Below are 15,531 nucleotides of genomic sequence, written 5' to 3'. Positions count from 1 at the left end.
TCATTCTCTGCATCGTCCATAACCGGGCGCCTGTTTCGGGCGTGCCGCCCTGGATGGGTGGGGGGAGTGCGTGAATGAAGCCATGGGCCGGGTTGCTTGCGCTGGGCTGCTGTGCGGTGGCCCAGGCTTCGGCACCGGACGCCGGATACGACACGCGCAACACCCAGGTCGGCAGCTACCTGCAGATCGGCCTGCCGCTGCTCGGTGTCGGTCTGACCTACCTCTTCACCGGCCACGGCAAGTCCGAAAGCGATAGCAAGGCCGCGAGCCTGTTCGACGCTGCGGGCGCCGAATCCGGCGGCGGACTGTTCGACTGGAACCGCATGAACGGTTCGCCGCGCCACGATTTCTTCCTTGCCTTCGGCCGCATGGAAGTCATCACCTACGGCCTGAAATACAGCGTCGACGAACAGCGTCCGAACGGCGAGCCGCATTCGTTTCCGTCGGGCCATACCTCGGCTTCGTTCATGGGCGCCGAGTTCATTCGCAAGGAGTACGGCTGGTGGGCCGGTGCGCCGGCTTATCTGGCCGCGTCCTACGTCGGCTGGACGCGCCAGCAGAGCCGCAACCACTACAGCCGCGACGTCTTCGCCGGCGCCGCCATCGGCATCCTGAGCAATCACGACATCAGCGATTTCACGACCCGCGCCGGCGATGTGCATATCGGCGTTTCACCGATTTCCACCGGCTTTGCCGGCTGGAGCGTCGACGACGCCACGCTCGATGCGCGCGGCGATGCCGGCAATCCACGCGACCTGCCGCTGATCGCGCCGGGCCTTCGCTTCGAAATGAATTTCTAGAGTATTACTTGAGCAAACCGATGAGCACACTCGCCAAGCCGCATCCTTCGATCGCCAGCAAGGCGCAGATCGCCCGCCGCGTCGGCGCTTTCCGGCCGCTGTGGATCATGCTCGCGGTATTCCTTGCCCTGTCGGCGGCGCTGCGGGTTTATCTGTGGTATCGCTTCGGCGTCGCCGCCGCGGTGCCGGCGATCCGCCTGCCATCGATCGTCGGCCTCGGCCTGATCAACGACGCCGTCGAGGCGCTGTACCTGTTCGTGCCGTTCGCCTTGTACCTGGCGCTGACGCCGACGCGCTGGCATCGCAGCAAGACCGGCCGCGTGCTGCTCTACGGCGGTGCCTGGCTGATGATCTATGGCATGTTGTTCGTTTGCGCGTCGGAGTATTTCTTCTTCGAGGAGTTCGATTCGCGCTTCAACCTGGTCGCGGTCGATTACCTGATCTACCCGACCGAAGTGATCGGCGACATCCGCTCGGAATATCCGGTGACCCCGCTGTTCCTGATCTTCGGCGTGCTGGCGGCGGTGATTACTTTCACGCTACGCACCGGCTTCGCCGGCTGGCCGATGGCTGCGGGCAGTGCATCAGGCCGGCAGCGCCTGGGTCTGGTCGCGGGCATGAGCCTGCTGATCGCCGCCGCGATCGTGGCATGGCCGGCCGACCGGCTGTCGCTGTTTCGCAATCGCGTCGCCAACGAACTTGCGGCGAATGGACCGGCACTGTTCTTCGCCGCATTCCGCACCAACCACATCGACTATCACGCGTTCTATCGCAGCGGTGATCCGCAGCAGATGCAGCAGCTGCTGGTGAAGGATCTGCAGAAAGGCGGCGGCGAATTCATCGCGCTGCAGAGCGGCGATCTGACGCGCCGCTTCCCGGCTCGCGCCGATGGCCTGGGCAAAATGAACGTGGTGCTGCTGTCCGAGGAATCGCTGGGGTCGGAGTTCGTCGGCACGTATGGCAACACGCGCGGCCTGACGCCGGAGTTCGACGAACTCGCCAAACAGGGCATCCTGTTCAACCACGCCTATTCCACCGGCACGCGCACCGTGCGCGGCCTGGAAGCGTTCAGTGCCTCGTTCCCGCCGATTCCGAGCGAGTCGATCATGAAGCGCCCCGGCAACGAGGACATCGCGACCTGGGGCAAGGTGATGCGCGGCCTCGGCTATCACACCAGCTTTCTGTATGGCGGCTACGGCGCCTTCGACAACATGAATGCCTACTTCGGCGGCAACGGCTTCGCGCTGTCGGATCGCAGCGATATCCAGCATCCGAAGTTCGCGAACATCTGGGGCGTGTCCGACGAGGATCTTTTTCGTCACGCGCTGGACTATTTCGACGCGCGCACCAAGGAAAATCAGCCGTTCTTCTCGATCGTGATGTCGACATCCAATCACAAGCCGTTCACGTTTCCGGAGGGAATTCCGGGTATCAAGGCCAAGGGTGGCGGTCGCGACGCCGGCGCAAAGTACGCCGATCATTCGATCGGCGAATTCTTCCGCGAAGCGCGTCACCATGCATGGTTCGACAACACCATCTTCATCATCGCCGCCGACCACGGCGCGCGCGCCTACGGCAAGGCCGACATCCCGCTGTACAGCTACGAAATTCCGCTGCTGATCCTGGCGCCGAAGCATCTGGAGCCGCGCAAGATCGACACCTTGACCAGCCAGATCGACGTCGCCCCGACCGTGCTCGGCCTGCTGGGCCTGCCGTATCAGGCGCCGTTCTTCGGCCAGGACGTGCTGCACTGGCCGGAGGGCGAGTCGCGCACCTTGCTGTTCAATCACAACCATGACGTTGCGCTGCTGCGCGACGGCAAGCTGTGCATCCTCGGTCTGCGCCAGAGCGCCGAATGCGAGAGCTACGTGCGCACGCCGGGCGCGCCCGGCCCCGCGACCACGCATTTCTCACATCTGGACCAGGCCGATCCCGAACTGGTGGACCTGGCGACGGCGTATTACCAGACGGCCTACGACCAGTTCCAGTCGCGTCGCTATCGGTGAGCGCGGACCGCATTTCAAATTCTTCCTTCCCCCGCACGCGGGGGAGGCAGACGAGCGACCGATGAATCCTGAGCTGCTGCGCCGGCTGTGGGTGACGCCCGCGCTGTTGCTGCTGGCGCTGCTGTTCCAGCAGATGCACTGGGACTGGTTGGTGACCGATCATTTTTTCGACTACGTCGACTCGCGTTTCCCGATGCGCGGCCTGTGGTGGAGCGACGGCCTGCTGCATGACGGCGGCACGATGATCGTCGCCGGCATCGCCAGCGTCTCGCTGATCGCCCTGGTCGCGTCGTATCGCATCGCCAGACTCAGGCCGCTGCGCGGCGACTTCGCCTATCTGCTGGCCTGCATCGCGCTGACCACCGGCGTCGTCGCGCTGATCAAGAGTGTCAGCGGCATTCATTGCCCGGTGGAACTGGCGCGCTATGGCGGGCGCTTTCACTACGAGGCGCTGATCGATCGGCTGCTGCGGCCGGTCGTGGGCGAGGGCAGGCCCGGCGCCTGTTTTCCGGGCGGGCATTCCTCCGGCGGGCTGTCCTTGCTGGCGCTGTATTTTCTGGCGCTGCATCACCGCTGGGCTTATGCGCCGCGCGTGCTGATGGCGACGGTCGCGATCGGCTTCGTGTTTGCGCTGACGCAATGGATACGCGGTGCGCATTTTCCGTCGCACGATCTGACGACGGCGGCGATCGCCTGGGCGATCTGCCTGCTGCTCGCGGCCACGCGCCGCCGCTTGCCGACGATGCCCGCGGTCGCGGCGCCGCCGGAACATGCGAACATAGTCGGCTCCTGAGGCTCCCCCGAGGCTGCGCTTTGCCCAACCGAATTTCGATGCCGCGGCCGCGCCTGAGCGCGGGGCAGTTGCTGTTGCTGGTCGCGCTGTATCTGTCGACGACGCAGAACGCCTCGTTCTGGCAGGTTGCGTTCAACAGCCTGGCGCATCTGCAGGGCACGTCGAAATGGCTGTTTCTCGGCGTACTGGCGCTGGTGCTGAACGCGGCGCTGCTGTTCTGCCTGGGCCTGCTGACACCGCGGATCATCCTCAAGCCGATGCTCAGCGCGCTGCTGCTGATCGCGGCGGTGTGCAGCTATTTCATGGACAGTTTCCACGTCGTCGTCGACCTGCCGATGATGACCAACGTCGTCCAAACCGATGCGCGCGAATCCGCCGAGCTGCTCGGCCGTGCCTGGTGGCTGCACCTGGCGCTGTACGGCCTGCTGCCGGTGGCGCTGATCTGGTGGACGCGCATCGTCTCGGCCGGCGCGGTGCGCGAGATCGGCCGCCGCGTCGTGCTGCTGGCGGTCGCGCTGGCCGTGGTCGCGGGAGCAGTCGGCCTGGACTACAAGAATGTCTCGCTGTGGGCGCGCGAGAACGAGCACATCCGCACTTTCATCAATCCCTCGTATCCCATTTACTCTGCAGCGCGGCTGATCTCCGAGCAGCTGCAGGACCTGCATCCGCCGCCGGTGGTCACGACCTTGCCCGGGGCCAGCCGTGTCGCCACCGAGCGGCCTCTGCTGGTGGTGCTGGTGGTCGGTGAGACCGCGCGCGCCGCGAACTTCCAGCTCAACGGCTACGAGCGCGCGACCAACCCGGAACTCGCCGCGATCCCTGACCTGATCAACTTCGGCCAGACCGTGTCCTGCGGCACCTCCACCGCGATTTCGGTGCCATGCATGTTCAGCGATCTGGGCCGCAAGCGCTTCAGCAAGGAGCGCGCGGAGCGCCAGGAGAACTTGCTGGACGTGCTGGCGCGGGTCGGCGTCGACGTGCACTGGCTGGACAACGACTCCGGCTGCAAGGGCGTCTGCGCGCGCGTGGCGTATCAGGACCGCTCGCGCGAAACCGATGCGGCGTTGTGCCAGGACGACAACTGCTACGACGGCGTGCTGTTCAAGGACCTGCAGACGCTGTGGCCGCGCGGCGCGCTCAGCCGGCTGGTGGTGCTGCACCAGAAAGGCAGCCACGGGCCCTCGTACTACCGGCGCTATCCGGCCGAATTCCGCCGCTTTCTGCCGGCCTGCGAACTCGACGACGTGCAGACCTGCAGCCGCGAGCAGATCGTCAATGCCTACGACAACACGATCCTGTACACCGATCACCTGCTGGCCGGACTGATCACCGAACTGCGCGGCCAGCAGCAGTTCGACTCGGTGGTGCTGTACCTGTCCGACCACGGCGAAAGCCTGGGCGAGGACGGCGTTTATCTTCACGGCCTGCCGTATGCGGTGGCGCCGATGATGCAGAAGCATGTGCCGATGCTCGCCTGGTTCTCGGAGCGCGCCTTGCTGCGTCAGCGCCTCGACCCTGCGTGCCTCAAGGCCGCCAGCGCGCAGCCGCATTCGCAGGACGATCTGTTCGACACGATGCTGGGATTGTTCGGTGTCCGTGCGCCGGATTACCAGGGCGCGGCGAATCTGTTCGCAGGCTGCGCTTCACCGTAGCCCGGGTGAAACCCGGGATTGCGCGGCCCCGGGTTTCACCCGGGCTACCGGCTACCGGCGTAGCGGCAGCCTCAGCACCACGCGTGCACCCGGATAATTGTCCTCGATGCCGCAAGTGCCATCGTGCAGCAGCGCGACGGCCCGCACCAGCGACAGGCCCAGGCCGTTGCCGGCGGTGCTGCGGCTGGGGTCGACGCGGTACAGTCGCTGAAACACCTTCTCGCGTTCTTCGGGGGCGACACCGGGCCCGTTGTCGGCGACCGCCAGCTGCACCACGTCGTGATGCGTGCTCAGTTCGATCAGGATGCGGCCGCCTTCGGGCGTGTACTTCAGCGCGTTGTCGACCAGGTTGGCCAGCGCCTGGAACAGCAGGTCGCGGCTGCCGTCGATGTGCACCTGCTGCTCGACGCTGATCTCCAGCGTCTTGCCGTCGGCGCTGGCGATGGGCTCGAACAGCTGCTCGGCGTCGAGCGCGATCGCGCTCAAATCGACATCTGAAAAGCTCTCGCGCAGGCGCCCGGACTCGACGTTGGCGATACGCAGCAGCGCGCCGAAGGTGTGCAGGATCGAATCGACCTCTTCGATCGAATGGCCGATCGCACGCTCCAGATCGTCGCGATTGCCGCCGCCGCCGAGGCTGGCTTCGAGTCGCGCGCGCAGCCGCGCCAGCGGCAGCCGCAGATCGTGCGCGATGTTGTCGGTGACGCCGCGGATCGCCTCCATCAGCACGCCGATGCGGTCGAGCATGGCATTGATGTTGCGGCCCAGCGCGTCGAACTCGTCGTTGCTGCCGCCGACCGGCACACGCTGGCGCAGATCGCCGGCCATGATGTCGTGCGCGACGCGGTTGATCGACTCGATCTGGCGCAAGGTCGCCATCGTCACCAGCAGGCCGCCGCCGATCGCCAGCAGCAGCATCGCGCCCAGGCCGAAGCCCATCGAGCGGGCCAGCGCCGAGCGCATTTCGCCGACTTCGTAATCGTTGAGTCCGACCAGGATCTGGCTGCCGTCGGGAAAGTGCGCCTCGCGTGCGCGAATCTGTCCGGCGCCGGCGCGCGTCGGCAGCGTCAGAAAACCATCCGGTCCCGGTGTGGCCGATGGCCAGGGATCGTTGTCGCCGGCGATGCGCCGGCCGTGCTTGTCGATGTACAGATACAGCCAGTGATTGTTGCGGTCCGAGGCGTCGCGTGAATTGACCAGGCCGGTGACGCCGTCGATGCCGTCGATTTCGTAATCGGCCGACAGCATCTCCAGCTCGGACGAGACGAACTCGTCGACATGGCTCTTCACATAGTTGCCGGCGATCAGATAGATGAAGCCGAGCAGCGCGGTGATCGACACGCCGAACAGCGCCGCATACAACAGCGCCAGGCGCAGCGCGCGCGAGCGCAGCAGCTCCCGTGCGCGCATCAGCGCGTGGGGGCTGACGGCACGCGCAGGCAGTAACCGGCGCCGCGCACGGTGTGGATCAGCGGCGGGTCGCCGTCTTCGTCGATCTTGCCGCGCAGGCGCGAGATGTGCACGTCGATGACATTGGTCTGCGGGTCGAAGTGGTAATCCCAGACGTTCTCGAACAGCATCGTGCGCGTCACCACCTGGCCGGCGTTGCGCATCAGGTATTCGAGCAGGCGGAATTCCTGGGGCTTCAGATCGACACTGCGGCTGCCGCGGCGCACGCTGCGCGCCAGCAGGTCCATCTCCAGATTGGCCACGCGCAGCACGGTCTCGGCCGCGTTGCCGCCACGGCCGCGGCGCAGCACCGCTTCCAGCCGCGCCAGCAGCTCGGCGAACGAGAACGGCTTGACCAGGTAGTCGTCGCCGCCGGCGCGCAGGCCGCGGACGCGGTCGTCGACTTCGCCCAGCGCCGACAGGATGATCGTCGGCGTGGTGTTGCCGGAGGCGCGCAGGGTGGAAATGATGGTCAGGCCATCGACCTGCGGCAGCAGCCGGTCGACGATCATGCCGTCGTAGGGTTCGGAAGCGGCCATGAACAGACCGTCCTTGCCGTTGGCGGCATGGTCGACGGTATGGCCGGCTTCACGCAGGCCCTTGACCAGGTAGGCCGCGGTATCGGCGTCGTCTTCGATGATCAGCAGTCGCATGGCTGGCATTGTGCCGTATCGGCGATAGCCTGGCCCGGGGTGAAACCCGGGAGAGCGCGGTCATAATGCGGGCACAGACCCGGATTCCACCCGGGCTACGATGGAGAACGTCATGGCCGAATGGCACCTCAAACCCGGGCAGCTGAAGCTGCGCGAGCTGCGCCATCTGCTCGACGGCCGGCCGCGCCTGTCGATCGACCCCGCAGCCTGGCCCGCCGTCGAGGCTTCGGCACTGGCGGTGCAGGCCGCGGTCGACAAGGGCGCTCCGCTGTACGGCATCAACACCGGCTTCGGCAAGCTCGCCAGGACCCACATTGCGCAGGATCGGCTGACGCAGCTGCAGCGCAACCTGGTGCGCTCGCACGCGGTCGGCACCGGCCATTTGCTCGACGACGAAACCGTGCGCCTGGTGCTGGTGCTGAAGGCGACCAGCCTGGCGCGCGGCTATTCCGGTGTGCGCCGCGAACTCGTCGACAAGCTGCTGGCGCTGTACAACGCCGGCGTGCTGCCCTGCATCCCGTCGAAAGGCTCGGTCGGCGCTTCCGGCGATCTGGCGCCGCTGGCGCACATGACGATGGCGCTGATGGGCGAGGGCGATGTGCGCGTGGACGGCCTGATCATGCCGGCGAAGCTCGGTCTTTCGCAGGCCGGCATCACGCCGATCGAACTCGCCGCGAAAGAAGGCCTGGCGCTGTTGAATGGCACCCAGGTTTCCACGGCGCTGGCGCTGCGCGCGCTGATGGAGGCCGAAGACGTGTTCGCCGCCGCCGTGGTCACCGGCGCCCTGTCGGTGGACGCGGCGCGCGGCTCCGACGCGCCGTTCGATGCGCGCATCCACGAAGTGCGCGGCCAGATCGGGCAGATCGCGGTGGCCGAAGCCTATCGCCGGCTGCTCGAAGGCAGCGCGATCCGCCGCTCGCACCTCGACAACGACGATCGGGTGCAGGACCCGTACAGCCTGCGCTGCCAGCCGCAGGTGATGGGTGCCTGCCTCGACCTGATCAACCAGGCGGCGCGTACCCTGGTGATCGAAGCCAACGCGGTCAGCGACAACCCGCTGGTTTTCACCAGTGCGTCGGGTGACGAGGTGATTTCCGGCGGCAACTTCCACGCCGAGCCGGTGGCGCTGGCGGCCGATACGCTGGCGCTGGCGATCGCCGAAATCGGCGCGCTGTCGGAGCGGCGTATCGCGCTGCTGATCGATGCCAGCCTGTCCGGCCTGCCGGCGTTTCTGGTGCGCGAGCCCGGCATCAATTCCGGCTACATGATGGCGCACGTCACCGCGGCGGCACTGGCGTCGGAGAACAAGTCGCTGGCGCATCCTGCCAGCGTCGACAGCCTGCCGACGTCGGCCAACCAGGAGGATCACGTCAGCATGGCGACGTTCGCCGCGCGTCGCCTGCTGGAGATGACCGCGAACACGCGCACCATCGTCGCCATCGAGCTGCTCGCCGCGGCGCAGGGCATCGACTTCCACGCGCCGCTGCAGACCAGCGAGCCGCTGCGCTTCGTCCACGCCGCGTTGCGCGAGAAAGTTGCTTTCTATGCTGAAGATCGCTACTTCGCGCCGGACATCGCCGCGGCCGACGACCTGCTCGCCGACGAGCTGTTGACACCGATGGTTTCGGATCTGCTGCCGTCCTGGAGCACCGCCTGATGTCACAGCCGTTCCGCTATTACCTGAAAGTCCGTTACGGCGAATGCGATGCGCAGAAAGTGGTATTCAACGCGCGCTATGGCGACTACGTCGATCTGGCCAGCAGTGAGTTCATCAACGCGCTGGGCTTCGTCAGCGAAGCCGGCAGCGGCCAGCTCGACTGGCAGCTGGTCAAACAGACCATCGAATGGAAAGCGCCGGCGCGTTTCGGCGACGTCGTCGAAATCAGCGTCAGCACGCTCAGGCTCGGCAGCACCTCGTTCACGCTGGGCTTCGACTTTCGCGTGCTCGGCCGCGAGGGCATCACTGCGCACTGCGAAACGGTCTACGTGCTGGTCGACGACAAGACTTTGGGCAAGCGCGAACTGCCGGCGAACTTCCGCGCCAGCCTGGAGCGCGGCGCCTCAGGCAGGATCTGCGATCACGCCGGCGTGTATGCCGTAAACGCCGAATAAGAAATTCCGTCATTCCCGCGCAAGCGGGAATCCGGGGATGTCACCGTCGCGCTTGCCACACTGGATCCCGCCTTCGCGGGAATGACAGCTAGGACGCGCCGCCGGCCTGCAGTGCGCCAGACCCGACGCCGAGCAGCGTCAGGATGCCGATCACGGCGAACACGCCGGCGGCGATGCGGCGCATCAGCTCCGCTGGCATGCGCTTGGCGAAGCGGTCGCCCAGGAACACCGCCGGCACGTTGGCCAGCATCATGCCGAAGGTGGTGCCGGAGACCACCGCGAGCAGGCTTTCGTAGCGCATCGCCAGGCCGATCGTCGCGATCTGCGTCTTGTCGCCGATTTCGGCGATGAAGAACAGCCAGATCGTGGTGAAGAAGATCGTGCCGCGGCTTCTGATCGTGGAATCGTCCTCGTCGATCTTGTCCGGCACCAGCAGCCAGGCCGCCATCGCGATGAACGACAGGCCGAGGAACCAGCGCAGGTAGACCTCGGGCACGTGCTGGCTGATCCAGACGCCGACGTAGCCGGCGACCGCGTGGTTGAGCAAGGTCGCGGCGAGAATGCCGAGCACGATCGGCAGCGGCTTGCGAAAACGGGCGGCCAGCACGATGGCCAGCAACTGCGTCTTGTCGCCCATCTCGGCGAGCGCGACGACACCGGTCGAGACCAGGAAAGCTTCTAACATGGGATTGACTCGGCCGGGAGTGGACGACAACGACTGACGGCCACCGCCCGGCAATGCCGGCGTCCGTAGTCGTTGGTCTCGCCCGATCCCTGCAGCTGGATCACCTCGCGCCATGCCTGTGTGAGGCAAGTATGTTGACGCGGGTTCTTCGAGCCTGATTGAAGCTCGAAGCGGCTACTCCCCAAAGAGTGCGGTGATTGTAGGGGCGGCGCGGTGTGGCGCACAACCCGGCCACCGTGCGCCGGGCTTCAAATGTCCGCGATCACCAGCGACTCGCCGTTGCGGCGGCTCTTGACTTGGTAGAGCGCCTCGTCGGCGCGGCGGCGGAAGCGCTCGAAATCCTGCGATGTGCCGGGGATGCCGACCACGGCACCGACGCTGACGGTCAGGCCGCGGGTTTCGGAGGCGTTGTTGACGATGCCGGCCGCGGCGATCGCGCGCAGCAGCTGCCGGCACAGTTCTTCGCCGCGGCGCGGCGTGATGTCGGACCAGATCATCAGGAATTCGTCGCCGCCGATGCGCGCGGCGATGTCGCCGGGCCGGCTCGCGTACTGGCGCAGTTCCTGACCGACACGCTGCAGCGCCGCGTCGCCGGCCAGGTGGCCGTGGCTGTCGTTGAGCCCCTTGAAGCGATCCAGGTCGACCAGCGCCAGGCCGACGCGTTTCTGTTCGTGCTGAGCCTGGCGGAAGATGTCGCCGACGCGGTCTTCCAGATAGTGGCGGTTGGCCAAGCCAGTCAGCGGATCGCGGAACGCCATCGCGTTGAGGCGGGTTTTCAGCGCCCAGGCCACGCTGGCCTCGTGGCGCAGCATCATCGCGATCAGGAACGCCACGCAGATGCCGACCAGATCGAAATACAGCTTGAAACCGGCGGCCGGTGTCCACGAATCGAAGTGTTCGAACACCGCGACGTTCAGCCCGAGGAACAGCACGCACAGCGCCAGCACGGTGCGACCGGGCAGGCCGCCGACCGACAGGAAGCCGACGAAGCACAGCGCCGAGTATTCGTGCGGGATCGGCACGCCGCTGCGCTGCCAGATGACGATATCGCCGACCAGCGCCGAGACATTCAGCGCGATCAGCAGCGAGGTCCAGCGCGCAACGGTGCGCGCCGGGCGGCCCGACGAGCGCAGCCAGGCCGTCGCCAGGCAGGCCGGCACCATCGCGCCCCATTCCAGCAGCGCGGCCCAGGCGTTGGGGAACACCGGCAGCCCGAAAACCAGCGATCGCACCGGCACGATCAGCACCAGCAATACCGCGAAAAACAGGTTGATGTAGATCGCCGGCTGGCGTGTCGAGTGCAGGTAGAAATCCGCAAAGCCATCGCCGGTGGGATCGGCGGCGACGCTGTCGCGGTCCTGGTGCGGCGCGTCCAGCAGCATCAGGGAAGCGTCACGCGCGTTCATGCGCGCGGGCTCCCCTGCGGCGGCTGAAGATCGAAGTCCATTGCCTGCAGGATAAAGGCTGGCGCCCGAGCCCTGATGCCGTTGATCATTCGTCCTTTGCCGTATGTTCGTTGCCGACCTGGCACTGGCGGAAATGCCGGTCCGGTCTGTCGTTCGTTGCCGATTGTGACCATCCACTGCAGCCAAAGCTGTAGGAATAGCTAGGTATTGACTGGCGCTCGCACCGGCGGTGGCCGGCCACCGTTGCGGCGGCTGGGATATGATTCCTGGGAATGAGGCTGCAGGCGGGCGTTGCCCCGAGCATCGGGTTGCATGCCGCTCATCACTGCCATATCAACTTCTGACCACCGCCCTGTCCGCGCCCTGTTCGCCGGTCATGCGTTCCCCCGGAACGCCCGCGAGCGCCGAGCCGGGCGCAGTGTGAACGCATGACCGAAAGGACTCATCCATGACGCAGGCATCCAGCGCCACCGGCGCGGTTCCGGTGCTCAAATCCGCCCGCGGCGGGCTGTCCGGGCGGATTCTGCCGCCGACCACGCTGATCGGCTTCGTCGTCGCGATCATTGCCGTGGTACTGATCGGCGCCGTGTCCTACCGCTCGCTGCAAGGCGCGACCAACGCCTCGGTCAGCGTCACCCATACGCTGGAGATGACCGAGCACCTGCAGCGCGTGCTGTCGCGGCTCAAGGATGCCGAGACCGGCCAGCGCGGCTACCTGCTGACCGGCAACGACGGCTATCTGGCGCCGTTCAACGAAGCCCAGGCGACGCTGCCGGCCGAACTCAAGAGCCTCAAGCACCTGGTGGCGAACGACGCCCCGCAGCAGCGCCGCTTCGACATGCTCGAACAGCTCAGCATCGAGAAGATGGAAGAACTCGGGCAGACCATCGAGCTGCGACGCGGCGGCGACGCGGCCGGGGCGATGGCGATCGTGCTGACCAACCGCGGCAAGACCGCCATGGACCTGATCCGCTCGGTGATCGGCGAGATGCAGGTGCAGGAGCGCAACGTGCTCGACCAGCGCCAGCACGAATGGCAGGAAGCGGCCAGGTTCTCGATCAACTTCACCTGGGGCAGTTCGCTGCTGCTGCTGATCCTGATCGTCGCCGCGGCCAGCATCGCCTCGCGCGACTTCATGGCGCGCGAGGCCCAGGCCTGGATCCGCAGCGGCCAGATGGGCATGAGCGCGCGCATCCAGGGCGAGCAGCGGCTCGACGTGCTCGGCAACAACGTGCTCGAGTTCCTCGGCGCCTATCTGGGCGCCCAGGTCGGCGCGATCTACATCACCGAAGGCGGCCGCTTCCGCCGCTTCGCCGGCTACGCGGTGCCTGGCGGCGCCGACCACGACGAGCTGCGCCCCGGCGACGGCCTGCTCGGCCAGGCCGCCAAGGAACAGCGCGCACTGCACGTCACCGACGTGCCCGATGGCTATCTGGAAGTGGCATCCAGCACCGGCCGCTCCCGGTCGCGCGAACTGCTGCTGGCGCCGGCGACCATCGACGGCGCGGTCCAGGCGGTGCTCGAGTTGGGCTTCTTCCGCAAGATCACGCCGATCGACCGTGAACTGATGGAGCGACTGTCCGAATCCCTGGGCGTGGCGGTGCGCTCGGCCAAGGACCGCAGCCGGCTCGAGGAACTGCTGGAAGAAACCCAGCGCCAGGCCGAGGAGCTGCAGGCGCAGCAGGAAGAGCTGCGGGTCAGCAACGAGGAGCTGGAGGAGCAGGGCAGCGCGCTGAAGCAGTCGCAGACGCAGCTCGAGGCGCAGCAGGCCGAGCTGGAGCAGACCAATTCGCAGCTGGAGGAGCAGATGCAGCTGCTCGAGGACCAGCGCGACCACCTGTCGCGCGCCCAGCAAACGCTGACCGAAAAGGCGCAGGAGCTGGAGCGCTCCAACCAGTACAAGAGCGAGTTCCTGGCCAACATGAGCCACGAGCTGCGCACGCCGCTGAACTCGACGCTGATCCTGGCCGGCCTGCTCGCCGACAACAAGAGCGGCAATCTGACCGACCAGCAGGTCAAGTTCGCGCAAACGATTTTCTCGGCCGGCAACGACCTGCTGGCGCTGATCAACGATATTCTGGATCTGTCCAAGATCGAGTCCGGCAAGGTCGAGGTATCGCCCGAGCAGGTGCTGGTGGTGCGCGCGGTCGACACCTTGCAGAAGTCCTTCGAGCCGGTGGCGCAGCAGAAGAAGCTCAAACTGCTCGTGGAAATCGCCGAGGGCACGCCGGCCTATCTGCAGACCGACGCACAGCGCCTCGGCCAGATATTGAAGAACCTGCTGAGCAATGCGCTCAAGTTCACCGAGAAAGGCGAAGTCTCGCTGAAGGTGTTCCAGCCTTCGGACAGCAGCCTCTCGTTCGCGGTGCGCGATACCGGCATCGGCATCTCCGAGCATCAGCAGGACATCATCTTCGAAGCCTTCCGCCAGGCTGACGGCAGCACCCATCGCAAGTACGGCGGCACCGGCCTGGGCCTGTCGATCTCGCGCGACCTGGCGCGGTTGCTCGGCGGCGACATCGTCGTGTACAGCACGCCGGGCGAGGGCAGCGTGTTCACGCTGACCCTGCCGCTGGTCTACGTCGGCCGGATCGAGGCCAGCGCGACGCCCGGCGAGGCGCCGACGCTGGCCCCGGCCCAGCCGGCAACGGCGCCCGTGCCCGCTTTGGCGCCGGCACCGACCGCGTCCGGCGCGGCCAAGCTCAGGCCGGCGCCGGTCGAGGACGATCGCGATCAGCTGCACAGCGACACGCGGCTGATCCTGGCGATCGAGGACGACACGCGCTTCTCGACGATCCTGCGCGATCTGGTGCACGAGATGGGCTTCCAGTTCATTGCCGCGCATTCGGCCAACGAGGGCCTGGCCGCGGTCGCCAGCTATCGCCCGAGCGCGATCCTGCTCGACATCAACCTGCCGGATTATTCCGGCCTGGGCGTGCTCGACCAGCTCAAGCACAACCCGAAGACGCGGCATATCCCGGTGCACGTGCTGTCGGTGGCCGACTACACCCAGGAGGCGCTGGAGCGCGGCGCGATCGGCTACGGGCTCAAGCCGGTCAAGCGCGAGCAGCTGGTCGAGGCGATCCAGCGGCTCGAGGAGCGGTTCTCGCAGAGCCTGCGCCGTGTGCTGGTGGTCGAGGACGACGAACGCCAGCGCGACAGCATCGGCCAGCTGCTGGGCAACGGCGACGTGCAGATCGTCGGCGTCGCCACCGCTGCCGAGGCCTTGCAGCAGCTGCAGAAGACCACGTTCGACTGCATGGTCATCGACCTCAACCTGCCGGACCTCAGCGGCTACGAATTCCTGAAGAAGATCGCCGAGCAGGACGAGATCGCGTTCCCGCCGGTGATCGTCTACACCGGCCGCTCGCTGACCCGCGACGAGGAGCAGCAGCTGCGGCGCTTTTCCAAGTCCATCATCATCAAGGACGCGCGTTCACCGGAGCGACTGCTGGACGAAGTTACGCTGTTCATCCATCAGGTCGAATCGAAGCTGCCGGTCGAGCGCCAGCGGATGCTCAAAGAGGTCCGCGACCGCGACGCGACGCTCGAAGGCCGGCGCATCCTGATCGTGGAGGACGACGTGCGTAACGTGTTTGCACTGACCAGCGTGCTCGAGCCCAAGGGGGCCAAGATCGAGATCGCCCGCAATGGCATCGAGGCCATCGACGCGCTGACGCGCAGTCATGGCCAGCCGTCCAAGACCATCGACCTGGTGCTGATGGACATCATGATGCCGGAGATGGACGGCATCACCGCGATGCGCGAAATCCGTAAAAACCCGGCCTGGAAAAAACTGCCGATCATCGCGCTGACCGCCAAGGCGATGAAGGACGACCAGGAGAAATGCCTGGCCGCCGGCGCCAACGACTACATTGCCAAGCCGCTCGACGTCGAGAAGCTGCTGTCGCTGGTCCGGGTGTGGATTCCGAAGTAGCCGCACCGGAAGAAGCCGCCATCACTGAAAAAACCATC

Annotated in this window: 11 protein-coding genes and 1 riboswitch; of the genes, 7 read left to right on the top strand and 4 right to left on the bottom strand. The window is 66.2% G+C overall.

Annotated elements, in window-relative coordinates; all coding sequences use genetic code 11:
* The first annotated feature begins 74 nt into the window (after positions 1 to 74).
* From ACQZF9_RS10220 to ACQZF9_RS10205, 4 genes are all read left to right on the top strand, one after another.
* Positions 75 to 800, top strand: a complete 726-nt coding sequence (locus ACQZF9_RS10220; protein WP_428313127.1) for a phosphatase PAP2 family protein — start codon at positions 75 to 77, stop codon at positions 798 to 800.
* Between the two features lie 20 nt (positions 801 to 820).
* Positions 821 to 2,806, top strand: coding sequence for an LTA synthase family protein (locus ACQZF9_RS10215; protein WP_428313126.1), 1,986 nt, complete (start codon positions 821 to 823; stop codon positions 2,804 to 2,806).
* Positions 2,807 to 2,867: 61 nt separating this feature from the next.
* Positions 2,868 to 3,599, top strand: coding sequence for a phosphatase PAP2 family protein (locus ACQZF9_RS10210; RefSeq protein ID WP_428313125.1), 732 nt, complete (start codon positions 2,868 to 2,870; stop codon positions 3,597 to 3,599).
* A 38-nt stretch (positions 3,600 to 3,637) separates the two neighbouring features.
* Positions 3,638 to 5,251: a phosphoethanolamine transferase gene (locus ACQZF9_RS10205; protein WP_428313124.1), complete on the top strand. Its 1,614-nt coding sequence runs from the start codon at positions 3,638 to 3,640 to the stop codon at positions 5,249 to 5,251.
* 51 nt (positions 5,252 to 5,302) lie between these two features.
* On the opposite strand, the gene ACQZF9_RS10200 is transcribed toward ACQZF9_RS10205, so the two are convergent.
* Positions 5,303 to 6,661, bottom strand: a complete 1,359-nt coding sequence (locus ACQZF9_RS10200) for a sensor histidine kinase (protein ID WP_428313123.1) — start codon at positions 6,659 to 6,661, stop codon at positions 5,303 to 5,305.
* Positions 6,661 to 7,353 (bottom strand): winged helix-turn-helix domain-containing protein, encoded by a 693-nt coding sequence (locus ACQZF9_RS10195; protein ID WP_428313122.1) that lies wholly within the window; start codon positions 7,351 to 7,353, stop codon positions 6,661 to 6,663. The genes ACQZF9_RS10200 and ACQZF9_RS10195 overlap by 1 nt, the downstream gene beginning before the upstream one ends.
* Positions 7,354 to 7,465: 112 nt before the next feature.
* On the opposite strand from ACQZF9_RS10195, the gene hutH reads away from it, so the two are divergent.
* Both hutH and ACQZF9_RS10185 read left to right on the top strand, forming a co-directional pair.
* The gene (gene hutH, locus ACQZF9_RS10190; RefSeq protein ID WP_428313121.1) at positions 7,466 to 9,010 is read left to right on the top strand and encodes a histidine ammonia-lyase; all 1,545 of its coding nucleotides are present in this window, start codon (positions 7,466 to 7,468) and stop codon (positions 9,008 to 9,010) included.
* Positions 9,010 to 9,465, top strand: a complete 456-nt coding sequence (locus ACQZF9_RS10185; RefSeq protein ID WP_428313120.1) for an acyl-CoA thioesterase — start codon at positions 9,010 to 9,012, stop codon at positions 9,463 to 9,465. The genes hutH and ACQZF9_RS10185 overlap by 1 nt, the downstream gene beginning before the upstream one ends.
* Positions 9,466 to 9,553: 88 nt before the next feature.
* Here the strand turns inward: ACQZF9_RS10185 and ACQZF9_RS10180 are convergent, their stop codons facing one another.
* Positions 9,554 to 10,150 (bottom strand): TMEM165/GDT1 family protein, encoded by a 597-nt coding sequence (locus tag ACQZF9_RS10180; protein ID WP_428313119.1) that lies wholly within the window; start codon positions 10,148 to 10,150, stop codon positions 9,554 to 9,556.
* Positions 10,151 to 10,161: 11 nt separating this feature from the next.
* Positions 10,162 to 10,345, bottom strand: a riboswitch (yybP-ykoY riboswitch).
* 53 nt (positions 10,346 to 10,398) lie between these two features.
* On the bottom strand, positions 10,399 to 11,556 hold the full coding sequence (locus ACQZF9_RS10175) for a diguanylate cyclase domain-containing protein (protein WP_428313118.1): 1,158 nt from the start codon (positions 11,554 to 11,556) through the stop codon (positions 10,399 to 10,401).
* A 448-nt stretch (positions 11,557 to 12,004) separates the two neighbouring features.
* Between ACQZF9_RS10175 and ACQZF9_RS10170 the strand changes: the two genes are divergently transcribed.
* Positions 12,005 to 15,493 carry a response regulator gene (locus tag ACQZF9_RS10170; RefSeq protein WP_428313117.1) on the top strand — a complete coding sequence of 1,163 codons (3,489 nt, stop codon included), beginning with the start codon at positions 12,005 to 12,007 and terminating at the stop codon, positions 15,491 to 15,493.
* The last annotated feature ends 38 nt before the right edge of the window (positions 15,494 to 15,531 follow it).

Origin of the sequence: Hydrocarboniphaga sp., from assembly GCF_965279055.1 — a bacterium.
Taxonomy (GTDB): Bacteria; Pseudomonadota; Gammaproteobacteria; order Nevskiales; family Nevskiaceae; genus Hydrocarboniphaga.
Note: the sequence above shows the minus strand (reverse complement) of the source record. Positions and strands in the feature narration are given on the sequence as shown.